Below are 22885 nucleotides of genomic sequence, written 5' to 3'. Positions count from 1 at the left end.
GCCGGCTGCCGGCCGGCGCGGGGTGGACGGCGTCGAAAGGTCAGCCGACCTCCGCGTTGTCCTCGCGGTACCAGCGGCCGCGGGTGGCCTCCATCTGCAGGCGACGGTCCCAGGCGGCCTCGCGGCGGCGACGGGTCGGGGCCGTGACGATCAGCGTGACCACGGCGACCAGCAGCGAGACCAGGGCGATGGCGATCGCCGCGTCGATCCAGAACTGGCCCGGGTACAGGCGGATGAGGCCGTCGTTGGCCGCGAAGGTCCACGTCCCGTCTGCGAAGAACAGCTGGTGGAAGCCGGCGAACAGGCCCTCCCAGCCGAGGACGCCGAGCACGGCGAGCACCAGCACGGCCACGATGAACCACAGCGCCCCCGCGAACAGGGCACGGCGCACGCCGCCCGGGGAGTTCTTCACCAGGTAGGCGATCAGCAGGGCGCAGACGACCGCCAGGACGACGCCCACGGCCATGGTGACCAGCATGACCACCTTGACGTCCACCATGTGCGCGACCTCCGCCTCGGTGAACACCGGGTCTCCGTCCGCCTGCAGCTGGTGCAGGTAGCGGGCGCCGGCGGCGTTGAACAGGAAGTCGAGGCCAGCCGAGCCGTAGTGCAGACGGTCCTGGAGGGAGAAGCCGTACTGGTCCTCCGGGAAGCCCGGGCGGTGGTACTCCAGCCACAGGAACACCGGCGAGGCCACCAGGCGGACCACGCCGATCAGCAGCACGATCGGGGCGAGGATCGCCAGCAGCGTCTGCGCGATGCGCGGCCCTGCGCCGGGCAGGCGGCCGTCCGGGTCACGCTGGGTGCGGGAGAACGCCTGGGTGGCCACGCCCCCGGCGCCGGCGACGGCCATCGGGGCGTGCGCGCCCCCGCGGTCGTAGGCGCCGCGCTCGGCCAGCTGGTCCTGCGAGTACGGCTCGTCACGGTCAGTGGAGGTCGCCCACGGACGCTCCGTCCGCTCGGCACGGACGTCACGCTCAGCGTGGACGTCACGGCCGTCCCGGCGCTCGTCCACGGCGTCCATGACCCCGGTCGGGTAGCCGGAGCCACCCTCCGGCGGGACCGGGGCCGAGGCCGCCACCGGACGGGTGGCCACCACGTCACGCTCGCCGGCGGCGCGGTCCGCGGTGTCCTGCCGGCGCAGCTCGTCGATGTCCTCACGGCTCAGGGACGCCGTGGACTGGTGGTCCTCCTCGTCGGCCCACCCGGAACGGTCCTCGCGGCCCTCGCGGGACAGCACCATGGTCTCGTTCTCCTCGCCGGAGGCGCCCTCCCGCGGCAGGGCCACGGTCTCCTCGTCACCGGACGCCGAGCGGTCGGTGCGGTCGCCGCCGGAGGCGACCGAGCCGTCGTCGTGGTCCTCCCGCGGCAGGGCCACGGTGCGGTTCGGGTCCTGGTCCGCGTCGTCCTCGATGAAGGCGCCGTAGTCCAGGCCGGACTCGAACTCGGAGGACTCGGCGGTCTGCTCGCCCTCCTTCTTGCCGAACGGCCGACGGCCGCCGGATGCGGTGGAGCTCATGGGGATCCCTCCTGGGGAAGTGGAAGCGGTCGGGGGCTCAGTAACGGTAGTGGTCGGCCTTGTACGGACCGGCCACGTCCACGCCGAGGTACTCGGCCTGGACCTTGGTCAGCTCGGTCAGGCCCACGCCCAGGGCGTCCAGGTGCAGGCGCGCGACCTTCTCGTCCAGGATCTTCGGCAGGGTGTACACCTGCTTCTCGTAATGGTCGCCGGTCAGGGCGCCGGTGCCGGCGGAGCCGCCGAACAGCTCGATCTGCGCCATCACCTGGTTGGTGAAGGACGCGGACATCACGAAGCTCGGGTGGCCGGTGGCGTTGCCCAGGTTCAGCAGACGGCCCTCGGAGAGCACGATGATCGAACGCTCAGCGTCCGAGCCGGCGTCGAAGGTCCACTCATGCACCTGCGGCTTGATCTCCGTCTTGGCCGTGTTCGGCAGGCGGTGGAGGCCGGCCATGTCGATCTCGTTGTCGAAGTGGCCCACGTTGCCGACGATCGCCTTGTCCTTCATCGCCGTCATGTGCTCGGCCATGATGATGTCCTTGCCGCCGGTGGTGGTGATGAAGATGTCACCGGCGGACACCACATCCTCGAGGCGGGCCACCTGGAAGCCGTCCATGGCGGCCTGCAGCGCGCAGATCGGGTCGATCTCGGTGACGATCACACGGGCACCCTGGCCGCGCAGGGCCTCGGCGGCGCCCTTGCCCACGTCGCCGTAGCCGCAGACCACGGCCACCTTGCCGCCGATCAGCACATCCGTGGCACGCATGATGCCGTCCGGCAGGGAGTGGCGGATGCCGTACTTGTTGTCGAACTTGGACTTGGTGACCGAGTCGTTGACGTTGATGGCCGGGAACAGCAGCCGCCCGTCCTGGGCCAGCTGGTACAGGCGCAGCACACCGGTGGTGGTCTCCTCGGACACGCCGCGGACCGTCTTCGCGGTGCGGGTCCAGTGCTGCGGGTCCTCCGCCAGGCGACGGCGCAGGGTCTGGAGGATGATCCGGTACTCCTCCGGGTCGTCCTCCGCGGCGGACGGCACGGCACCGGCGGCCTCGAACTCCACGCCCTTGTGGAGCAGCAGGGTGGCGTCGCCGCCGTCGTCCAGGATCACGTTCGGGCCCAGCTGCGGGTCCTCCGCGGCCCCCGGCCAGGTCAGGATCTGGGAGGCGGTCCACCAGTAGTCCTCCACAGACTCGTTCTTCCAGGCGAACACCGGCACGCCGGCGGGGGCCTCGGGGGTGCCGGAGCCGACCACGACGGCCGCCGCGGCCTCGTCCTGAGTGGAGAAGATGTTGCAGGAGGCCCAACGGACCTCGGCGCCCAGAGCGGTCAGGGTCTCGATGAGCACGGCGGTCTGCACGGTCATGTGCAGGGAGCCTGCAATGCGGGCTCCGGCCAGCGGCTGGGACTCGCCGTACTCCTCGCGCAGGGCCATCAGGCCCGGCATCTCGTGCTCGGCCAGGCGGATCTGGTGGCGGCCTGCCTCGGCGAGCGCGAGGTCACGGACCACGAAGTCGAAATCCGCACCGGGCACGGTGGTGCGGTTGGAGTACTGCGGGTCGACGTCGGGCGTGGCAGCGGTGGTCTCAGTCATACGGACCAGCCTACGTCCGAGGCGCCTGTGAACGCGCGGGGCGCGGACTCAGTCGGTCTCCTCTGAGCCGCGGATCACACGCAGCCCGCCACGGCCGGGACGGGCCGGACCGTCCGGGCCGCCCAGCGAGGGGCGCGGAGCCTGCTCGCCGTCCGCCGTGGGCCGGGACGCGACAGGCCGGGACGGGGCGGCATCGGTGACGGACGTGGCGGAGGGGGCGGGGCCGTCGTCGTGGGTCTCCTGCTGGTCCTGACCGCGCGGCGGGACGGCCGAGGACGCCGTGGGCGTGAGCGGCCGGGCGGTGCGCTGCGGGCGCAGCGCGTTGGCGACCGCGAGCAGGTCGTCCGGACCCGGGACCGGCTCGTAGCGCTCGGGCAGCTCCAGACGCAGGATCTCCCAGCCTTTCGGGGCCGTCATGGCCGCGGCGTGCTCGCCGCAGAGGTCATAGGTGTGCGGCTCGGCGCGGCGCGAGAGCGGGCCGATGACCATCGCCGAGTCGGCATAGTTGTACGTCAGGGTGGCCAGCGCGTTCCGCTGGCACCCCGTCTTGCTGCATCGACGCATGGCTCCCACGGCGCACCACCCTACTCGGGATCGGGCGCGGCGCGGATGACCTAACCTGTGGCCATGTCCGATTCGCCGTTCGCGCCGCTCGAGTTCTCCGCGCACCCGGGGGAGGAGTCTGCAGCCGGTGGGGACGGTGCGGTCGGCGGCGTGCCGTGGAGGTCCCGGGACCGGCACGGACGCGGGCTGCGCCACCCGCTGCCGCTGGGACGACGGGCGCGGCGGACCCGGCAGGACCGGCTGGAGACGGCGGTGGAGAAGGCCGTGGAGAAGATCGGCGGGCTCGGCGAGCCGGCGCTGATCGGGATGGTGGTGCGGGTGCAGCGGATCCCGGACCACGCGGACGGGCTGCTGCGGGAGTTGAGGGCGGGGATGCCGCCCGGGCCGGAGCGGCTGTGGGCGAGCGTGGGACGGCGCGGCGACGGCACACTGGTGGTGACCCTGCATGAGCGGCCCATCCTCTCGGCCGTGGAGTCGGACGAGCTGGACACGGCGGTGTACGCGACCGTGCTGGCCCGGTGCGCGGAGGAGATCGGCCGGGACCCGGAGCAGCTCGACCCGGGCTGGGGCAGCCTCTGAGTTGGGGCAGCCTCTGAGCTGGGCCCTTGTGTTGTGGGGAGACCACTTGTGGGGGACCACTTTGGGGATACAACACGGTGTTGAGATCGAAGTACGTGACCGTGTCTGCCCCTCACTTTCACGTGGTTTGAGAGATGCCGGGCCGGAGAGATGCCGTGGCCTCTCCTGCGCGCGGGTTCGACCGAAGCCCTCACGTCTTCCCCCACTCCTCCCGATGCCGCCGCACCTGCCGGATAAACGATCGGAAGCCCTCGCGCTGATCGTCCACGTTGGCCTTGAGCGTCCGCCATCCCCTCTCGGCGGCGTACCGGTCACGCCGAACATCACGCGTCTGCTGCTCGGCCGTGCGGTGTCCGGCGCCTTCGTACTGCATGGCGAGCCTGCAGTCCTCGTAGCCGAGGTCGGCCTCCGGGGAGTCCGCATCGTCCGGGTCGATCGGACACTGCAGTTCGGGTTCGGGAAGGCCTGCGCGGAGGAGGGCGAGCCGCAGCTTCGTCTCCGGCGGAGCATCGGCACCGACTCGCACGAGTTCCAGGGCGTCCTTGGCAAGACGCTTCCCCTTGAACTGTCCCACCTGATCGACCGCCTGCCTGATCTGCTCCACGGTGCTGAGCGGAGGCAGACGTCTGCCCGGATGCCAGGGATGCTTCACCAGGTGGTCTCCGGCCGCCACGAGGTCGTCCAGCAACCACGGGTAGCCGAGCGCGCAGAGGTCCAGCCACGTGCGCTCGAGCGTGGTGACCCGCAGTCCGTGGACCTCGGTGACGTGCAGAGGATCCAGCTTCCGCCGGTGGTCCACCACACCACTGCGGCGGATCCGCTTCGTGCCCTTCGGCAGGGTGATGTGGACGGGCGGAAGGTCGCTGGTCCGGTAGCCGCTCGGGTCTCGGTGGAGCCACGGAGCATGGGGCATCGGGATCCCGTGCAGGTGCGCCGCAGTCTCATGGGAGAGCACCCCCGAAGGATGGAGAGTGAGCAGGGCCGCCAGGAAGTCTGGAAGGGTCTGGTGCCCAGGCTCCGGCAGCCCCAGGCTCTGCCAGCTGCGAAGAGTCGCATCCCGGCGCAGGTAGATCCCGTGGTCCAGATGGTCGAGGTCCTGTGCACGCAGCCGTTCGGGGCTGAGCCCGGACGCCCGCACGTCACGGCTGGTGATGATCGCCGGGAGGCCAGCGTCAAGAGGTCGTGGAAAACTGCCCATGCTCCACACAGTGGCGGGCAGGCAGGCCGCTGCGCCTCGGGTGCAGCCTCATCTGTGGATGGATCCCGGCGATCGGTCGGCTGTGGAGGATCGGTCGGCTGTGGAGGACCCGACCCCATGATGAGCGTGGCCCCCGGCACCGGCGCGACGAGAGTGAGGAACAGACACGGTCACGTTCTTCGATCTCAACACCGTGTTGTATCCCCAAAACGCAAAGGGGAGCTGAGGGGCAGAGATCAGCCCTGCTGCATCTTCCGCAGCCGGCGGCGCTCGCGCTCGGACAGGCCGCCCCAGATGCCGAAGCGCTCGTCGTTGGCCATCGCGTAGTCCAGGCACTCCTGGCGTACCGGGCACGCACCGCAGACCTTCTTCGCGTCACGGGTGGAGCCGCCCTTCTCCGGGAAGAACGCCTCCGGGTCGGTCTGCGCGCACAGGGCGTCCACCTGCCAGGCGAGCTCGCCCTCGATCTCGGCCGGCTCCATGGCCAGCGGCAGCACCTGCCACGGGTCGTCCTTCAGGGACGGGGCGCCCTTCGGCTGCTGCGGGGCGGAAGTCGGGAACAGCGCAGTGACGGTGCCGGCCTGCGGCTCCTGCCCCTGCTGCGCGTCCTCGCCGTCCTCGTCCAGCCCGTGGGCGGTGAGGAACGCGGTTGCCTGGTCCTCGAGCGAGGCCTCCTGCCACCGGCCGGCGTGCGGATCCGCCGGGTCGATGAACCAGTCAGCGGGGACGCTCCGGTCGGGGGACGCGGCGGGCGCAGAGACGCTGCGCCGGACGTCCTCGACTCGTTGCGTGTTCTCCATGACAGGACCCTCCCGGAGGCTTGCACGTGTGTGGTTGGCGGGCGACCACCACACGGCATCTGCATGCCGGCATCGACACCGGGAACACCCGGCCGGATCGCCTCTCGACGTCCACAATTACACCGGTGTAACTCCCCGTTCGTCAAGCCGGGGCCGGGCTTCGACCAGCACCTCCGAACCCCTGTGGCAGACCCTTCCGGACATGCCACACTGGCCACATGGTCGCCTTGTCACGCCCCGATTCGAACGCCCCGCTCGCCCATCGGCTGGAGGCCACCGCCCGGCCGGTGCTGATCCATCTTCCGGGATCGGCCGACGCGGACTCCGGTGTGGACGCCCGCATCGAGGTCTCCGGGTCGGTGCTGATGACGTGGGCCGCCAAGACGGCCGCGCTCTGCGCCGCCGAGGACCTCGACGACGGCACCCGCCTCCGCCTGGACCTGCCCGTGCACTGGATGTCCCTGGCGGTCGCCTTCGGCGCCGTCTGCGCCGGCGTGGAGCCGGCCTTCACCGGCTCCGACGGCCAGGCCCCGGAGGACGTGGACGCCGTCGTCGCCGAGGACGCCGCCACTCCGGTGCCGGCCGGTGCGCTCGGGCTGCGCCTGGCCCTGCCACGCGACCTCTCCCCCGTGCGCGCGCACCCGGACGAGGTGTCCGCCGCGGACGTGGACATGGCCGAGGCTCTGCTCGGCGAGGCCGACCGCTTCGCGGACACACCCCGGGTGCCCGCTGCGACGTCCCTCGCGGACCCCGCCGCCGAGGCCGAGGACGTCCTGCACGTGCCCGGCGCTGCCGTGCTGGCCCGCGGCCCGCTCCAGGCCCGTCACCTGGCCGCCGCCCTGCAGGCCTGGGACGAGGGCCGAGCCGTGGTGGTCTGCGCCGGCGACCTCGCCGCCGCGGCCCGCGAGGCCGGCTTCTCGGCCTGAGCCGCCCCGCCGCTCAGGCCGCTGGACGCTGGGGGCGGTTCGCGGTCGCCCGCGAGGGGTCCCGCTCCACGGCGTGCGGGTTCTCGGCGGTCGGGGCCGGGACGTCCTCGGGCTGCTGGGTCACATACGGCATCTGGCCGGTGATGACGGCGATGTCGCGCTCGTAGCCGGGCTCGGTGTCCAGCTCCTCGCGGAACACCCAGAAGCGGTAGGCGAAGTAGCGGAAGACGGTGCCGAAGAACAGGCCCACCACGTTGCCGGCGATGAACAGGCTGGTCCTGTCCGTCAGGCCCATGCCGTACTGCGCGATGAACACACAGCCGGCCTGGATGCCGAGGCCGATCGCGTTCATGATCAGGAACATCACGAGCTCACGCACCACGTTGTTCTGGCGGCGGTGGCGGAAGGTCCAGAAGCGGTTGGCCACCCAGCTGAACAGGGTGGCGACCACGCCGGCCACGATCTTGGCCTTGACGTTGGAGCCCTCCAGGGGGCCGGACATCATCCAGAGGAAGACGGCGGAGTCCACAACGAAGGCGGCGGCGCCGACCGTGCCGAACTTGGCGACCTCGCGCCAGAGCAGGGACACGAGGCCGGTGAAGCGGCGCCACAGGTTCGTCAGCATGGAAAGAGGGGTCCTCAGGTCGACAGCAGTGTTCCGCGGTGGGGCGTGTCCGTCGGCGGAGTCGGTCCTCGGCCGGCGACGCTCCTTCCGCGTCGCACCCGCTCACCGCCAGGGCTCTGGCCGGTCCGGCGCAGGGCCGTTCGGACGCGGGCGTGTGGACGAGTGTAAGCCGTCGCAGGACCTGCGCGGGCATGACCTGTCCTTCATGGGGGCAGACTCCCAGCACATCTGCAGACAACATGCGGCGCCGCTCACGCGGCACCGCGCCCCGGGTCACGACGACGGCCGCCGGTCTTCCGTCCGTGCCGCCCGTCCCGCCCGTCCCGGACACCCGGAGCAGACCCCGTCGCTGTGATCGGATTCCCAGCCGACGCCGCTAGCCTGGGGTGGTGACTTCTCCGACTTCTCCTCGACTCGGTGTGATCGGCGGCGGCCAGCTGGCGCGGATGATGGCCGGCCCGGCCGCCGAACTCGGCGTCCGTTTCAGCGTCCTGGCCGAGGCTCCCGACGCCTCCGCCGCCCAGGTGGCCCCGCACACGGTGGGCGACCACGCGGACCTGGAGGCGTTGCGCGCCTTCGCCCGGACAGTCGACGTGATCACGTTCGACCATGAGCACGTCCCCACCGAGCACCTGCGCGCCCTCGAGCAGGAGGGCGTCGCCGTGCGCCCCGGGCCGGTCGCCCTGCAGTACGCGCAGGACAAGCTGGCCATGCGCGCCGCGATCGAGGAGCTCGGCCTGCCGAACCCGGCCTGGGCCCCGGTCTCGGACGTGGACGAGGTCCTCGCGTTCGGCGCCGAGCACGGCTGGCCGATGATCCTGAAGACCCCGCGCGGCGGCTACGACGGCAAGGGCGTGCTCAGGCTCGACTCCGCCGAGGACGTCCGCTCCTCCGCCGCGGACGGGACCCTGGGCACCTGGCTCGGCGCCGGCATCGCCCCGCTGCTGGCCGAGGAGTTCGTCCCCTTCACCCGCGAACTCTCCGCCCAGGTCGCCCGCACGCCCTCCGGCGAGCTGAGGTCCTACCCGGTGGTGGACTCGGTGCAGACGAACGGCGTCTGCGACCTGGTCACCGCCCCGGCCCAGGACCTCTCCGAAGAGCTGGCCGATGCCGCCGCCTCCGCCGCCAGGACCATCGCCGAGCGACTCGGCGTGACCGGCATGCTGGCCGTGGAGATGTTCCAGACCGGCGAGGGCGCAGACGGCTTCCAGGTCAACGAGCTGGCGATGCGCCCGCACAACTCCGGCCACTGGTCCATGGACGGCGCCGTCACCAGCCAGTTCGAGCAGCATGTGCGCGCGGTCCTGGACCTGCCGCTGGGGGACGTCTCCCTCCACGGCGAGGCCGTGGTGATGAAGAACCTGCTCGGCGGCGCCAACGAGGACCTGTATGCCGAGGTGCCCCACGCGCTGGGCTCCTTCCCGGAGGCCAAGGTGCACCTGTACGGCAAGGGCGTCCTCCCGGGCCGCAAGCTCGGCCACGTGAACGTGGTCGTCCGCACCGCCGCGGACCTGCCGCACGCCGTGGAGGCCGCCGAGGCGGCCGTCGCCCGCATCCGTGACGGCGGATCCCCGACCGCCGGCACCCCTTCCGCCCCCTCGACCGTTGCAGCACAGGAGGCCTGAGATGACCGCCGCCGAGAACAGCTACACCCGTCCCCTGCAGGACACCCCCGCCCAGGTGGCCGTGGTAATGGGATCGGACTCGGACTGGCCCGTGATGCGCGCCGCCGCGGACGTGCTCGGCGAGCTGGGTGTCCCGGTGGAGGTCGGCGTGGTCTCCGCCCATCGCATGCCCCATGAGATGGTCGAGTTCGGCGCGACCGCGCACGAGCGCGGCATTCGTGTGATCATCGCCGGTGCCGGAGGCGCCGCCCACCTGCCGGGCATGCTCGCCTCCGTCACACCGCTGCCGGTGATCGGCGTGCCGGTGCGCCTGAAGAACCTGGACGGCCTGGACTCCCTGCTGTCGATCGTGCAGATGCCCGCAGGGGTCCCGGTGGCCACGGTGTCCGTGGACGGCGCCAAGAACGCAGGCCTGCTGGCCGCCCGCATGCTGGGGGCCGGCGAGGGCGAGGAGGCCGCCGCCCTGCGCGAGCGGCTGGTGGCCTTCGCCGCGGACCTGAAGGCCCAGGCACAGGCGAAGGGCGCCCGCCTGCATGACGAGGTGGCGACCGGCTCGTGAACGCGCAGCTGACCGACCAGCCCGAGACCCTCGCGTCAGACCGCGACCCGGTCCGCGACCCCCGCACGGCCACCGCCCCGGAGCGCACGAAGCGCTCCGCGATCCTCCTGCTGCTGACGTTGCTGGTCCCGGGCGGCGCCCAGGTGGTGGCCGGCAACCGGCGGCTGGGGCGTGCGGCACTGCGCGTGACGATGACGGTCTGGGCGGCCCTGCTGGTCTGCCTGCTGATCTCCGTCGTGGCCCGCGGCTGGCTGCTGAACATGCTGGCGAACCCCGTGGTCCTCGGCGTCCTCGCCGTGGTGCTGCTGGTCCTGGCCCTCGGCTGGCTGGTGCTCTGGGTGGACACGTTCCGCCTGCTCAAGGTGAGCCAGCTCGCCCCCGGTGCGAAGATCCTGACGGTGGCCACCACGATCCTCGCGCTGGTCGTCACCACCGGCGGCCTGACGTACGGCGCCTACCTGACGAACGCCGGCCGCACCTCGATCGGCAAGATCTTCGGCGACGGCCCGAAGGTCCCCTCCCAGGACGGCCGCTACAACTTCCTGGTGATGGGCGGCGACGCCGGCGAGGGCCGCGTCGGGCTGCGCCCGGACTCGATCCACGTGGTCTCCATCAACGCACGGACCGGCGCCACCATGCTGTTCTCCATCCCCCGCAACTTCCAGAACGCCCGGTTCACCGAGGACTCGCCGCTCTGGGACGTCTACCCGGACGGCTACAACTGCGGCGACGAGTGCATCATCAACGCCCTCTACGTGGACGTCACGAACAATCACAGCGACCTCTACCCCGGCGCCGAGGACCCCGGCGCCGAGGCGATGGTGGACGCCGCCGGCGGAATCCTGGGCCTGGACATGTCCGGCTACGTGCTCGTGGACATGGGCGGCTTCTCCCAGCTGATCGACGCGATGGGCGGCATCACCCTGACCTCCGGCGGCTGGGTCACACACCGCGGCGAGCGCCCGGACGGCCAGTGGGGCAACGCCTGGTGGGCACCGGGCACGCACGAACTGGACGGCAAGAACGCCCTGGCCTTCGCCCGCTCCCGAAAATTCTCCACCGATTACTCCCGCATCCGCCGCCAGCAGTGCATGCAGCAGGCGATGCTCCAGCAGTTCTCCCCCCGCACCGTCCTCGCCCGTTTCGAGGAGATCATGGACGCCGGCGAACAGATCGTGGAGACGAACCTGCCGCAGTCCCAGCTCGGCACCTTCGTGGACCTGGGCGAGAAGGCGCGGAGCAAGAAGATGAAGCGCCTCACCCTCGGCGCCCCGGACTTCGGCGACGCCGGAGACAAGTTCTCCACCTTCCCGGACTTCGATCAGATCCATGAGCGTGTGGGGCAGATGATGGAGGAGGACGGCACTCCTGTGGTGCCCGGCGCCGAGACACAGTCTCCGGCCGGCGCCGCCCTGCCGCTGCTCACCGGCACCGCCCCGGAGCCCTCCGTGGCCCCGGAGCTGGACGAGGACGACCCGGACACCTGGCCCGCCGCCCCCACTGACTACGAGGGGATGGAGATCACCGAGGAGACCCTCATGCAGTGGGAGGACGCGGGCCTCGAGAAGGCGCTCCTCCACGCCTCCTCGACCAACCACCTGTGTGCCCCCGGCCGCTGACCGCTCCGGGTCGCCCGGACGGCGCCCCGGCGGCCACGGAGACCCCCGACGCGGCCTCGACTACCCTGGGGACCATGCTTCGACTGCACTCCCCCATCCGTGACTACGCCTGGGGCTCCACCACCCTGCTCGCCGCCCTCCAGGGTCGCGAGCCCTCGGGCGCACCCGAGGCGGAGATGTGGCTGGGCGCCCACCCGGCGGCCCCGTCCGAGGTCGAGGCGGGTGCAGGCGAGCGGGTGACCCTGGACCGTCTGATCGCCCAGGACCCGGAGCGCCATCTGGGCGAGGCGGCCCGCTTCGGCCGCCTGCCGTACCTGATGAAGCTGCTGGCGGCAGGACGCCCGCTGTCCATCCAGGCGCATCCGACCCTCGAGCAGGCCCGGGAGGGCTTCGCGGCCGAGGAGGCGGCCGGCACGGCCCTCGACGCCCCGGAGCGCAACTACAAGGACGACAATCACAAGCCCGAGATGGTCGTGGCGCTGACGCCGTTCTCCGCGCTGTGCGGCTTCCGCCGTCCGGAGGAGTCGCAGCTGACGTTCGAGCGCATCGCCCAGGTGATGACGGAGTACGCGGACGGCAACGCCACCGAGGTGGCTCTGGCCGCCCGCCACCTGGCCGTGCTGCTCGCCGACGGGGACGTGACCGGCGCGTTCGCCGAGATCCTCGACCCCGAGTCGATCTGGTCCCGCGGCGGCACCGCCGAACTCGTGGACGCTCTTCAGGGCATGCAGGACCTGATCCTGCACGACGACGCCATCGTCACCGCCCTCGAGGCCGCCGAGCACTTCCCGGACGACCCGGGTGTGCTCGTCACCCTGCTGCTGAACCGTGTGGACCTGATGCCGGGTCAGGCCGTGCACCTGTCGGCCGGCAACGTGCACGCCTACCTGCACGGCCTGGGTGTGGAGATCATGGCCGCCTCGGACAACGTCCTGCGCGGCGGCCTGACTCCGAAGCACGTGGACGTCGCGGAGCTGACCCGCATCGTCACCTTCGACCCGCTGCCGGTCCCCTACACGAACCCGGAACCGGTGGGCCAGGGCACCGTGCGCTACCGCCCGCCGTTCGAGGAGTTCGCCCTCACCCAGCTCACCGCCGAGGGGGCCGACGCCCCTGCCCCCGCCGTCCTGCACGGCCCGGCCATCGCCGTCGGCACCAAGGGCACCGCCGAGGTCTGCTGCGGGGATGAACGCACCACGCTCGCCCCCGGCGAGGCCGTGTTCCTCTCCGCCGAACAGACCGCCGCCTCCCCGTTCGAGGTGCGCTCCGGCGACGGTGAGAACACCACGGTCTACGTCGTGTCGATGCCGGCCGACTGACCTCTTCCCTCCCGACGACGGCCCGCGCCCTCGCCCACACTGCCCGCCTCCGTCCGTGGCGGGGTGCGTACAGACCAACGGCCCGGTCCCCACGAAGGGGACCGGGCCGTCGTCGTGATCCGGCCGGCGGAGCCGTTCAGATGTGGATCAGCGGGCGTTCTGCAGCCACTTGGACCACTTGGCCACGTCGTGCTCGGCGTCCACGGTCCGGACGGTGCCGGACTTGGAGCGCATCACGATCGACTGGGTGTGCACGCGGCCGTCCTGGAAGCGGACGCCGCGCAGCAGGTCGCCGTCGGTGATGCCGGTGGCGGCGAAGTAGCAGTGCTCGGAGGTCACGAGCTCTTCGGTGGTCAGCACGGCGTCGAGGTCGAGGCCGGCGTCGATCGCCTTCTGCTTCTCCGCGTCGTCGGTGGGGGCCAGCCGGCCCTGGATGACGCCGCCGGTGGCCTTGATGGCGCAGGCGGTGACGATGCCCTCCGGGGTGCCGCCGATGCCCATCATCATGTCCACGCCGGTGCCCGGACGGGCGGCGGCGATCGCGCCGGCGACGTCGCCGTCCAGGATGAACTTCACCCGTGCGCCGGCCTCGCGGATCTGTGTGACCAGCTCATCGTGGCGGGGACGGTCCAGCACGCACACGGTCACCTGGGAGACCGGCTTGTCCAGGGCCTTGGCCACGAGGTTCACGTTCTGCTTCACCGGCAGGCGCATGTCCACGAAGTCGGCGGCCTCCGGGCCCACCACGAGCTTGTCCATGTAGAACACGGCGGACGGGTCGAACATGGTGCCGCGCTCGGCCACGGCGAAGACGGAGAGGGCGTTGTTGTAGCCCATGGCGGTCAGGCGGGTGCCGTCGATCGGATCCACGGCCACGTCCACCGGGGCACCGGTGCCGTCGCCGACCTTCTCACCGTTGAACAGCATGGGCGCCTCGTCCTTCTCGCCCTCGCCGATCACCACCACGCCGTCCATGTTGACGGTGTCCATGAAGGAGCGCATCGCATCCACGGCGGCGCCGTCGGCCTTGTTCTTGTCCCCGTAGCCGACCCAGGGGCTGGCCGCGATCGCCGCGGCCTCGGTCACCCGCACCAGCTCCATGGCGAGGTTGCGGTCCGGCACGTGGTTCTCGTACCCGGTGTTCTGCGTGGACGCGGTGCCCATGTCTCTCCGATCCAGATCGCGGTGCGCCGGTCCTGCTCGCGGGTCGGCGCCGGGGCCACTCTGCCCCGCCTCCATCCTACGGGCCTGCCGTGCCCGGGGTGGCAGAATGCACGGGTGAGCTCGAGCGAGAACCATCCCGACGTGACCGACCCCGCCCGCACCGCGCCCGCAGGCGGTGCAGGGCCGGACGGCGGCCGCGCCGCGGCGCCCGCAAACTCCTCGGAGGCCGACCTCCAGGCGGCGCCGCGTCCGGTGCTGACGGAGAAGCAGGCCAAGCGGGCGACCTCCAGCTCCGTGGCCATGCTGCTGTCCACCCTTTTCCTCATGGCCGTGGTGGCCGCCTTCCTGCTGCTGGCCCCGCCTCCGCCGGCCCCGGAGCGCCAGGACCGCATCGACGTGGCCGAGACGGCCGAGCAGATCCGCGCCGCCGAGGGCGTCCCCGCCGTCGCCCCGGACGTTCCGGAGGGGTGGACCTCCAACTACGCCCGCTGGACCACCCGGGACGGCGTCTCCTCGTGGGACGTCGGCTGGGTGGTGTCGGACGACGTGTTCGCCGGCCTGGAGCAGGCCGCCGAGGCCAACCCCACCTGGACCGCCATGCGCGTGAAGCAGTCCCCGGCCGGCGACCCCGTGGATGTCGGAGGCGTCTCCTGGACCCCGCACGACCCGGAGGGCAAGGACCTGTTCTGGGTCGGCGAGGTGGACGGCACCACCGTGGTGCTCACCGTCACCGGCGAAGAGTCCGTGATGCGCGAGCTCGCCGAGTCCGTGACCGCGGCGGCCCGGTGACGGACCTCACGGCGGTCCGCTGATAGACATGACGCCGGACGGGCACGGCCGCCGGTCCGGCCGTGGCACCATAGGCCTCGGACGGCGCCGCCCGACGCCGCGGCCCGCACGGAAGGATCCCCATGGCCAGCACTCCGACCCCGCAGTCCCCCTCCGAGCCGCGGCTGACGCCCGGCGAGGTCTACCGGATGCTCGAGGCGGGCAACGACCGCTTCGTGGCCGGCACCCCCGGCCACCCGAACCAGGGCGCCGAGTACCGCTCCTCGCTGACGTCCGGACAGCACCCGAAGGCCGTGATCTTCGGCTGCGCGGACTCCCGGCTCGCCGCGGAGATCATCTTCGACGTGGGTCTGGGCGACGTGTTCGTGATCCGCACGGCCGGCCAGGTGATCGACGACGCCGTGCTCGGCTCCCTCGAGTACTCCGTGGACGTGCTGGACATCCCGCTCGTGGTGGTCCTGGGCCACGACTCCTGCGGCGCCGTCACCGCCGCGGTGGAGTCCTATGAGACCGGCCGGATGCCCCCGGGCTTCATCCGCTCCCTGGTCGAGCGCATCACCCCGTCCGTGCTCGCCGCACAGCGCAAGGGCATCACGGACGTGGACGGCACCGTGGCCGAGCACGTGGACCAGACCTGCGACCGGCTCGTGGAGTCCTCCCGCCACCTCTACCGCGCCGTGCGCGACGGCCGCACCGCGGTCATCGGTCTGACCTACTCGCTGGCGGACGGCGAGACCACCCTCGGACGGGTGCTCGGCGACATCGACTGATCTCCGCGTGCCGGCCGGCATGAGGCCGCCGTGCACCTGCGCCGCAGCGATCGGAGCGCAACAGTCCCACGCCCCTCTCCCGCCCCGCCCGGGCGGACTAGACTCGGTCACATGAGCGCACAGAACGAGCAGCAGTACCGCATCGAGCACGACACGATGGGCGAGGTGAAGGTCCCGGTGGACGCCCTCTACCGTGCCCAGACCCAGCGTGCCGTGGAGAACTTCCCGATCTCCGGCAAGACCCTGGAGCCGGCCCACATCCACGCCCTCGCGCAGATCAAGAAGGCCGCGGCGAAGGCGAACGCGGAGCTGGGCATCATCTCCCAGGAGCGTGCGGACGCGATCGTGAAGGCCGCCGACGAGGTCATCTCGGGCGCCCATGACGACCACTACCCGATCGACGTGTTCCAGACCGGATCCGGCACCTCGTCGAACATGAACACCAACGAGGTGCTCGCCACCCTCGCGACCCGCACCCTGAAGGAGGCCGGCTCCGAGGAGGAGGTCCACCCGAACGACCACGTGAACGCCTCCCAGTCCTCCAACGACGTGTTCCCCACCTCCGTGCACGTCGCCGTGACCGGCGCCCTGATCAACGACCTGATCCCGGCCTTCGAGCACCTCGCCGCCTCCCTGGAGAAGAAGGCGGAGGAGTTCAAGGGCATCGTGAAGTCCGGCCGCACCCACCTGATGGACGCCACCCCGGTGACCCTGGGCCAGGAGTTCGGCGGCTACGCCGCGCAGATCCGCTACGGCATCGAGCGCGTCGAGGCCTCCCTGCCCCGGGTGGCCGAGGTCCCGCTCGGCGGCACCGCCGTCGGCACCGGCATCAACACCCCGAAGGGCTTCTCCGCCCGTGTGATCGAGCTGCTCGCCGAGGAGACCGGTCTGCCGATCACCGAGGCCCGCGACCACTTCGAGGCCCAGGCCAACCGCGACGGCCTCGTGGAGGCCTCCGGTCAGCTGCGCACCATCGCCTACTCGATCATGAAGATCAACAACGACCTGCGCTGGATGGGCTCCGGCCCGAACACCGGCCTCGGCGAGATCGCCATCCCGGACCTTCAGCCGGGCTCCTCGATCATGCCGGGCAAGGTCAACCCGGTGATCTGTGAGGCCGCCATCATGGTGTGCGCCCAGGTGATCGGCAATGACACCACCGTGGCCCTGTCCTCCACCAACGGCGCCTTCGAGCTGAACGTCGGCATCCCGGTGATGGCCGCCAACCTGCTCGAGTCGATCCGCCTGCTCGCCAACACCTCCCGCGTGATGGCGGACAAGATGATCGACGGCCTGACCGCCAACGAGGAGCGCTGCACCTTCCTGGCCGGTGCCTCCCCGTCCATCGTCACCCCGCTGAACAAGGTGATCGGCTACGAGGCCGCCGCCACGATCGCCAAGCACTCCGTGGCCAACAAGATGACCGTCCGCGAGGCCGTCGTCGACCTCGGCTACGTGGAGCGCGGCGAGGTCACCGAGGAGCAGCTGGACAAGGCGCTGGACACCATGTCGATGACCCACCCGGGCGAGTGATCCCGGCCTGTGCCTGACGGCACCTGTCCCGCTGCGACGGCGCGGTCCCTTCTTGAGGGACCGCGCCGTTGCGCGTGTACCGGGCCTCTTCACGACGACGGCCGCTCGCCGGCTGCCGCACCGTCACCCGACGCCGTACCGGCCATGGCGAGTCTCATCCCGAGGTCGGTGCCGGCCGACGCATCGTGCGCCGCTCAGAGCGCAGAGGAAGGCGGTGGGCAGGCTCAGAGGAAGGCGGTGGACAGCACCGCCGCGGCGCCGATGAGCATGGGCGGCCCGAACGGCAGGTGTGTGGAGGCCCGTGCCCGGCGCAGCAGCACGAGGACGGCCGCCACGAGCCCGCCGAGCAGGATCGCGAGCACTCCGGCGGCCACGGTGGCGCCGGGGCCGAGCACACCCGTATAGAGGCCGAGGCCACCGGCGAGCTTCACATCCCCCATGCCGAGGCCGCCTCGGGTGAGCAGGTGCAGCCCGAGCATCGCCACCAGGTAGCCGGCCCCGCAGAGCAGGGACGTCGGCAGCACGGACGCGTCCGCGGACAGCGCTGCGACCAGGACGGCTGTCAGCACTCCCCCGACGGCGAGCGCCCCGGTCCAGCGGTTCGGGAGCCGGTGCTCACGAAGATCTGTGGCGAACAGGACCGCAGCGCACACGGCCGCCCAGGCCAGTCCCGCGATCAGGCCGCTCTCGGCCGCTCCCGCAACGGCCGTCCCCCATCCTCGGGACGTCGCGTTCCACCCCATGGACCCCACTCTGCCAGACACAGCGGATTCGGAGGTGATCTGTCCACAGAGACTGTTGCACGGTCTGCCCACAGGCGGCTAGAGTAATGGGAGTCGGACACGGAATGACATCCGGTTCGACCGTGAAAGACCCATGGCCTCGATCCCGTTTCAAGGGGCCATGGTGGCGGGCTTCCTCGGCCCCACATCCCCCCCCTCCACGGGGCCGAGCACCCCCGCCCGGGGCCGCTGCGGTGCAGCGGCCCCTTTTCACGTCTCCGGGGTCTTCTTCACGTCTGCGGCGTCTTCTCCGGGGAGCTCAGCGGCCGCGCTCCTCGAGCAGCTCGGTCACCAGAGCGGCGATCTCCGAGCGCTCGGAGCGGGTCAGCGTCATGTGCCCGAACAGCCGATGCCCCTTGAGCGTCTCCACCACGGCCGCGATGCCGTCGTGCCGGCCGACCCGCAGGTTGTCCCGCTGCGCCACGTCATGGGTGAGGACGACCTTGGAGTTCCGGCCCATGCGGGAGAGCACCGTGAGCAGCACGTTCCGCTCGAGGGACTGCGCCTCGTCCACCACGACCCACGAGTCGTGCAGGGAGCGCCCGCGGATGTGCGTCAGGGGCAGGACCTCCACGAGCCCGCGGTCCATCACCTCGTCGATCACGTTCTCCGAGACCACGGCCGAGAGCGTGTCGTGGACCGCCTGCGCCCAGGGGTTCATCTTCTCGGCCTCGCTGCCGGGCAGGTACCCGAGCTCCTGGCCTCCCACCGCGTACAGCGGGCGGAACACGACCACCTTGCGGTGCTCGCGCCGCTCCATCACGGCCTCGAGGCCGGCACAGAGGGCCAGGGCGGACTTGCCGGTGCCGGCACGCCCGCCCAGGGACACGATGCCCACGGACGGGTCCGTGAGCAGGTCGATCGCCAGTCGCTGCTCCGCCGAGCGGCCCTGCAGGCCGAAGACCTCCCGGTCCCCCTGCACCAGGTGGGCACGACCGCCCTGCCCGACGCGGGCCAGCGCCGAGCCTCGCGGGCTCGTCAGCACCAGCCCGGTGTTCACCGGCAGGTCGTCGGACGAGGCGAGGCCCCCGCCCACGGTGAGCAGCCCCGTGGAGGTGAGGGCGCCGTCGTCGGGAAGGGAGAAGCCGGAGACGGCCGGCAGGAGGAGGTCCTCCAGGTCCACCGACCCGTCCTCGTACAGGGCGGCCACAGCGGCCTCCTCCACGCTCAGCTGCACGGTGCCGGTCCAGCCGGAGTCCTTCACCTGGTCGTTGCGGTACTCGTCCGCGGCCAGGCCCATGGCCGAGGCCTTCACACGCATCGGCAGGTCCTTGGACACCACCGTCACGTCCCGTCCCTCGTCCGCGAAAGACTTGGCCACGGCCAGGATGCGCGAGTCGTTGTCCGTGCCGCGGATGCCGAACGGCAGCACGTCCGTGGAGATGTGGTTCAGCTCCACCCGCAGCGTTCCGCCCTCCGGGTTCAGCGGCAGATCCTGGGACAGCCCGCCGTGCTGCGTGCGCAGCTCGTCCAGCAGGCGCAGCGCGGAGCGGGCGTAGTAGCCCAGGTCCGGGTCGTGCCGCTTGTGCTCCAGCTCCGAGATCACCACCAGCGGCAGGATCACCTCGTGCTCGGCGAAGCGCAGCAGCGCCCGCGGGTCGGACAGGAGCACCGAGGTGTCCAGCACATAGGTCCGCTCTCCCACGCTGAGGCGGTCTCGGCCGCGCTCCTCGCCGGCCTGGACGGGATGGGTGGTCTGCTGCACGTGTGCCTCCTCGCCGGGGCCTCGACGCCCCTGCCTGTCCGGATGCCTCTCACGCTAGAAGCGGGTGGACCGGCCCCGTCAGACACACCGGATGAATGTCGCGTGAAGCCCCGGTGACGGCGGTGACGGGCCGGTGACCGCAGCGTTCGGTGCAGGCGAAGACCTGCGCGGGCGTCTGCTTAGACTGGACCGCAGGAGGCCGACATGACCCACCACCACAGCCCCGACCGATTCGACTCGGTCGGCTTCGGCGACCAGCCCGCGCCCCGAGGACGCGACGGCTCGGTGCGCGAGCGCCCCCCGTGGCGCGACCACCTGGTCCGCTGGTTCGCCCCGTCCGTGTTCCTGCTGGCGTTCATGTGGCTCGGCGGGCTGCTCGGCATGGTCGGCGGCCGCGCCCTGGTGTCCGGGTTCGGCCTCATCCCGCGCCGGCTCGAGGGGCTGGACGGCATCCTCTTCTCCCCGCTGCTGCACGGCGGCTGGGGACACCTGATCGGCAACACCACCGCCCTGCTCGTGCTCTCCCCCGTGGCCGCCGTGGTCTCCCGGCGCCCGCTGCGGCTCATGCTCTGGACCTGGCTCGGCTCCGGCCTGATCAACTGGCTGATCGGCACCCCCGGCGTGCACATCGGCGCCTCCGGCATCGTCTACGCGTTCACCGCGTTCCTGCTGGTCTACGGCATCGTCGCGCGGCGCTGGATCGCCGTGGTGGTCTCCCTGCTGGTCTCCCTACCGCTGCTCGGCGGCACCCTCCTCGGCATGATCCCGCAGGCCGGCCTGTCCTGGACCGGACACATCGCCGGCTTCCTCGCCGGGCTCGTGCTGGCCCTGCTGTGGGGGCGCAAGGACCGCCGCGAGCGCGGCCCGTCCTGGCTCGAGCGGGCCGAGATGCGCGCCGGCATCCGCTGAGGCGGTCGGTCAGGCCCCGAAGCGGCGCTGGCGGGAGGCGTAGTCCCGGAGCGCGCGGAGGAAGTCCACCCGCCGAAAATCCGGCCACAGGGCCTCGCAGAAGTAGAACTCCGAGTACGCGGACTGCCACATGAGGAACCCGGACAGACGCTGCTCGCCGGAGGTGCGGATCACCAGGTCCGGGTCCGGCTGGCCGCGCGTGTAGAGACGGTCCGAGATCTGGTCCACGGACAGCTCCGCGGCCACGTCCGCCGCCGAACGGCCCTGCGCGTCCGCCTCCACCAGCAGCTCGCGCACCGCGTCCACGATCTCCCGGCGGCCGCCGTAGCCGACCGCCACGTTGATGTGGATGCCCTCGCTGTCCTTCGTCTCCTCGGCCACGGCAGTCAGGCACGCGGCCAGGTCCTCCGGGAGGAGGTCCACCGCACCCACCGGCTGCACCCGAGCCCGCAGACGGCCGTCCTGCGGCTCAGCCAGCCTCCGGGCCGTCGTCTTGATGATCTCCAGCAGCGGGGCCAGCTCCTGCGGATCCCGGGCCAGGTTGTCCGTGGACAGCATGTACAGGGTGACCACCGGGATCCTCAGCTCGTCGCACCAGCCGATGAACTCGATGATCCGGTCCGCACCGGCCTGATGGCCCTGCTGGGTGGAGGCACCGAACGCCCGGGCCCAGCGGCGATTGCCGTCCACCATCACGCCGATGTGCCGCGGCATGCGCTCCGGGTCCAGGTCTTGGGCCAGGCGCCGCTCGTACATGCGGTAGACGACCTCGGGCTGGCGCACGCGGACCACTCCTGTCTGATTCGAAGCCTGCTCGGTTCGAAGCCCGCTCGGGCTCACCCGGGCGTCGCCACGCGGACGCGCATCCGGTCATGGACAGAATACGCGGCCCACGCCCAGGCGGCGGTGGAAGAATGGGGCCATGAGCACCCGTCCTGACATCCCCACCACGGGGGCGCTCGCCACGGACGATGACGGACGCGTGGCCGGCGATCGCCTGGCCCCCGTCGCCGACGACGCCGTGGCCCCGCCCTCGCGCTGGCGGATCGCCCGCGTCACCGACCCGTCCGACCCCCTGTTCAAGCCCCGTCTGCGCGGCTGGATCCACGCCGTCATGGTGCCGCTGACGCTGGTCGCGGGCATCGTGCTGATCGTCCTCGCCCCCGGCACTGCGCTGACCTGGGCCTCGGTGGTGTACTCGACCACCGGCCTGCTGCTGTTCGGCGTCTCCGCCACCTACCACCTCGTCCAGTGGAACGAGCAGGTCTCCCTGGTGCTCAAGCGCCTGGACCACACCAACATCATGCTGGTCATCGCCGGCACCTACACGCCGCTGTCCATCGCGCTGCTGCCGCAGGACAAGGCCCTCCTGCTGCTGTCCCTGGTCTGGGGCGGCGCGATCGTGGGCGTGCTGTTCCGCGTCTTCTGGACCCACGCCCCGCGCTGGCTCTACACGCCCGTCTACGTGTGCCTCGGCCTGGCGGCGCTGCTGTACATCGGGGACTTCTTCGCCGCGAACGTCCCGGCCGCCGTTCTCATCTGCGCCGGCGGTGCCGCGTACATCGTGGGCGCCGTGTTCTACGCGTTCAAGGCGCCGTCCCTCCACAAGGAGTGGTTCGGCTTCCATGAGCTGTTCCACGCCTTCACGGTGGGCGGCTTCGTCTGCCACTACATCGCGATCATGTTCGGCGTGCTCGGGGCCGGCTGACGGGACGGCGTCACCCCTGCGCAAGTGAGGGCAAGACACGGTGTTGAGATCGCAGAACGTGACCGTGTCTCTTCCCCGAAACGCGAGGCCGTGGCGGCACCGGGCCGCGTCTACCGGGCGACCGTGTCTCTTCCCCGAAACGCCGGGCCGTGGCAGCCCTCCGCCCTCAGCGCATCTGGGGTGGAGACTCAGCGGCCGGTGTCCGGCTCCTGCGGCTCCGGGGTGGGCTCGTCCAGGTAGCCCGGGTACTTCTTGCGCAGGCGCTGCAGGCGGTCCTCACCGGAGGCATCGATGCCCTCGCCGGCGGTGCGCTGCTCCGCCGTCAGGCGCGGCTGGTTGCGCTCGACGAGCATCTCCTCGGCCTCGGGCGAGCGCAGCTGCACGCGGCGCACGGAGCGCACCATCAGACGCAGCACGATGATCGCCATGACCACCATCAGCGCGGTGAACAGGAAGCCCACCACGCCCGGGGTGATGTCGGCCTCGTCCAGGCCGGGGCGCAGGCTCGGCTCCGGCACCGCGGGGGAGGGCGCCTGCGCCTGCAGCGTGAGCAGGGCGGAGTTCAGACAGGTCCAGGTCGTCACAGCGGTCCAGTCTACCG

The 22885-nt window shown here is 71.4% G+C and carries 22 protein-coding genes; 11 read left to right on the top strand and 11 right to left on the bottom strand.

Annotation, left to right across the window (positions count from 1 at the left end):
* Positions 1–40: 40 nt before the first annotated feature.
* The 3 genes from CEQ11_RS04415 to CEQ11_RS13290 are packed head-to-tail and all read right to left on the bottom strand — an operon-like array spanning position 41 to position 3674.
* The gene (locus CEQ11_RS04415) at positions 41–1519 is read right to left on the bottom strand and encodes a TIGR01906 family membrane protein (protein WP_088477867.1); all 1479 of its coding nucleotides are present in this window, start codon (positions 1517–1519) and stop codon (positions 41–43) included.
* 37 nt (positions 1520–1556) lie between these two features.
* The gene (gene ahcY / locus CEQ11_RS04410) at positions 1557–3110 is read right to left on the bottom strand and encodes an adenosylhomocysteinase (protein ID WP_227718740.1); all 1554 of its coding nucleotides are present in this window, start codon (positions 3108–3110) and stop codon (positions 1557–1559) included.
* Positions 3111–3158: 48 nt separating this feature from the next.
* Positions 3159–3674 carry a DUF3499 domain-containing protein gene (locus CEQ11_RS13290; RefSeq protein ID WP_255397839.1) on the bottom strand — a complete coding sequence of 172 codons (516 nt, stop codon included), beginning with the start codon at positions 3672–3674 and terminating at the stop codon, positions 3159–3161.
* A 63-nt stretch (positions 3675–3737) separates the two neighbouring features.
* Between CEQ11_RS13290 and CEQ11_RS04400 the strand changes: the two genes are divergently transcribed.
* Positions 3738–4253: a hypothetical protein gene (locus CEQ11_RS04400; protein WP_127913454.1), complete on the top strand. Its 516-nt coding sequence runs from the start codon at positions 3738–3740 to the stop codon at positions 4251–4253.
* 190 nt (positions 4254–4443) lie between these two features.
* Here the strand turns inward: CEQ11_RS04400 and CEQ11_RS04395 are convergent, their stop codons facing one another.
* Both CEQ11_RS04395 and CEQ11_RS13285 read right to left on the bottom strand, forming a co-directional pair.
* Complete coding sequence (locus CEQ11_RS04395) at positions 4444–5391, bottom strand: hypothetical protein (protein WP_227718739.1); 948 nt, start codon at positions 5389–5391, stop codon at positions 4444–4446.
* A 296-nt stretch (positions 5392–5687) separates the two neighbouring features.
* Positions 5688–6251, bottom strand: coding sequence for a WhiB family transcriptional regulator (locus tag CEQ11_RS13285; RefSeq protein WP_082739471.1), 564 nt, complete (start codon positions 6249–6251; stop codon positions 5688–5690).
* 218 nt (positions 6252–6469) lie between these two features.
* Here CEQ11_RS13285 and CEQ11_RS12685 point away from each other — a divergent pair, with 218 nt between their 5' ends.
* Positions 6470–7177: a hypothetical protein gene (locus tag CEQ11_RS12685; protein ID WP_088477864.1), complete on the top strand. Its 708-nt coding sequence runs from the start codon at positions 6470–6472 to the stop codon at positions 7175–7177.
* Between the two features lie 13 nt (positions 7178–7190).
* Here CEQ11_RS12685 and CEQ11_RS04380 read toward each other — a convergent pair whose 3' ends face one another.
* Positions 7191–7802 carry a GtrA family protein gene (locus tag CEQ11_RS04380; RefSeq protein WP_088477863.1) on the bottom strand — a complete coding sequence of 204 codons (612 nt, stop codon included), beginning with the start codon at positions 7800–7802 and terminating at the stop codon, positions 7191–7193.
* 389 nt (positions 7803–8191) lie between these two features.
* Here CEQ11_RS04380 and CEQ11_RS04375 point away from each other — a divergent pair, with 389 nt between their 5' ends.
* The 4 genes from CEQ11_RS04375 to manA all read left to right on the top strand — a co-directional run bounded on the left by CEQ11_RS04375 (position 8192) and on the right by manA (position 12924).
* Positions 8192–9427, top strand: a complete 1236-nt coding sequence (locus CEQ11_RS04375) for a 5-(carboxyamino)imidazole ribonucleotide synthase (protein WP_088478903.1) — start codon at positions 8192–8194, stop codon at positions 9425–9427.
* Between the two features lies 1 nt (position 9428).
* Complete coding sequence (gene purE / locus CEQ11_RS04370) at positions 9429–9986, top strand: 5-(carboxyamino)imidazole ribonucleotide mutase (protein WP_088477862.1); 558 nt, start codon at positions 9429–9431, stop codon at positions 9984–9986.
* A complete protein-coding gene (locus CEQ11_RS04365; RefSeq protein ID WP_227718738.1) occupies positions 9983–11605 on the top strand; it encodes an LCP family protein in 1623 nt (540 codons plus the stop codon). Before purE ends, CEQ11_RS04365 begins: the two co-directional genes overlap by 4 nt.
* 74 nt (positions 11606–11679) lie before the next feature.
* The gene (gene manA / locus CEQ11_RS04360; RefSeq protein WP_088478901.1) at positions 11680–12924 is read left to right on the top strand and encodes a mannose-6-phosphate isomerase, class I; all 1245 of its coding nucleotides are present in this window, start codon (positions 11680–11682) and stop codon (positions 12922–12924) included.
* 147 nt (positions 12925–13071) lie between these two features.
* On the opposite strand, the gene glpX is transcribed toward manA, so the two are convergent.
* Positions 13072–14088 (bottom strand): class II fructose-bisphosphatase, encoded by a 1017-nt coding sequence (gene glpX / locus CEQ11_RS04355; protein ID WP_088477861.1) that lies wholly within the window; start codon positions 14086–14088, stop codon positions 13072–13074.
* A 114-nt stretch (positions 14089–14202) separates the two neighbouring features.
* Between glpX and CEQ11_RS04350 the strand changes: the two genes are divergently transcribed.
* The 3 genes from CEQ11_RS04350 (at position 14203) to CEQ11_RS04340 (ending at position 17180) form a co-directional block, all read left to right on the top strand.
* A complete protein-coding gene (locus CEQ11_RS04350) occupies positions 14203–14877 on the top strand; it encodes a DUF4245 domain-containing protein (RefSeq protein WP_227718737.1) in 675 nt (224 codons plus the stop codon).
* Between the two features lie 122 nt (positions 14878–14999).
* Positions 15000–15647, top strand: a complete 648-nt coding sequence (locus tag CEQ11_RS04345) for a carbonic anhydrase (protein WP_067188121.1) — start codon at positions 15000–15002, stop codon at positions 15645–15647.
* Positions 15648–15758: 111 nt separating this feature from the next.
* A complete protein-coding gene (locus tag CEQ11_RS04340) occupies positions 15759–17180 on the top strand; it encodes a class II fumarate hydratase (RefSeq protein WP_088477860.1) in 1422 nt (473 codons plus the stop codon).
* Positions 17181–17404: 224 nt separating this feature from the next.
* Here CEQ11_RS04340 and CEQ11_RS04335 read toward each other — a convergent pair whose 3' ends face one another.
* Both CEQ11_RS04335 and CEQ11_RS04330 read right to left on the bottom strand, forming a co-directional pair.
* Positions 17405–17923 (bottom strand): A24 family peptidase, encoded by a 519-nt coding sequence (locus tag CEQ11_RS04335; RefSeq protein WP_088477859.1) that lies wholly within the window; start codon positions 17921–17923, stop codon positions 17405–17407.
* Positions 17924–18221: 298 nt separating this feature from the next.
* Positions 18222–19607, bottom strand: a complete 1386-nt coding sequence (locus tag CEQ11_RS04330) for a PhoH family protein (protein WP_227718890.1) — start codon at positions 19605–19607, stop codon at positions 18222–18224.
* Between the two features lie 264 nt (positions 19608–19871).
* Here CEQ11_RS04330 and CEQ11_RS04325 point away from each other — a divergent pair, with 264 nt between their 5' ends.
* Entirely contained in the window at positions 19872–20576 is a 705-nt protein-coding gene (locus CEQ11_RS04325; RefSeq protein WP_088477858.1) for a rhomboid family intramembrane serine protease, read from the top strand.
* Between the two features lie 9 nt (positions 20577–20585).
* Here the strand turns inward: CEQ11_RS04325 and CEQ11_RS04320 are convergent, their stop codons facing one another.
* Positions 20586–21359, bottom strand: coding sequence for an isoprenyl transferase (locus CEQ11_RS04320; RefSeq protein ID WP_067188112.1), 774 nt, complete (start codon positions 21357–21359; stop codon positions 20586–20588).
* A gap of 331 nt (positions 21360–21690) precedes the next feature.
* Between CEQ11_RS04320 and CEQ11_RS04315 the strand changes: the two genes are divergently transcribed.
* The gene (locus tag CEQ11_RS04315) at positions 21691–22284 is read left to right on the top strand and encodes a hemolysin III family protein (protein ID WP_255397937.1); all 594 of its coding nucleotides are present in this window, start codon (positions 21691–21693) and stop codon (positions 22282–22284) included.
* Between the two features lie 188 nt (positions 22285–22472).
* On the opposite strand, the gene CEQ11_RS04310 is transcribed toward CEQ11_RS04315, so the two are convergent.
* Positions 22473–22868: a hypothetical protein gene (locus tag CEQ11_RS04310; RefSeq protein WP_067188109.1), complete on the bottom strand. Its 396-nt coding sequence runs from the start codon at positions 22866–22868 to the stop codon at positions 22473–22475.
* Positions 22869–22885: the final 17 nt, after the last annotated feature.

The organism is Micrococcus sp. FDAARGOS_333, from assembly GCF_002206575.2.
GTDB classification, from domain to species: Bacteria; Actinomycetota; Actinomycetes; order Actinomycetales; family Micrococcaceae; genus Micrococcus; species Micrococcus lylae.
Note: the sequence above shows the minus strand (reverse complement) of the source record. Positions and strands in the feature narration are given on the sequence as shown.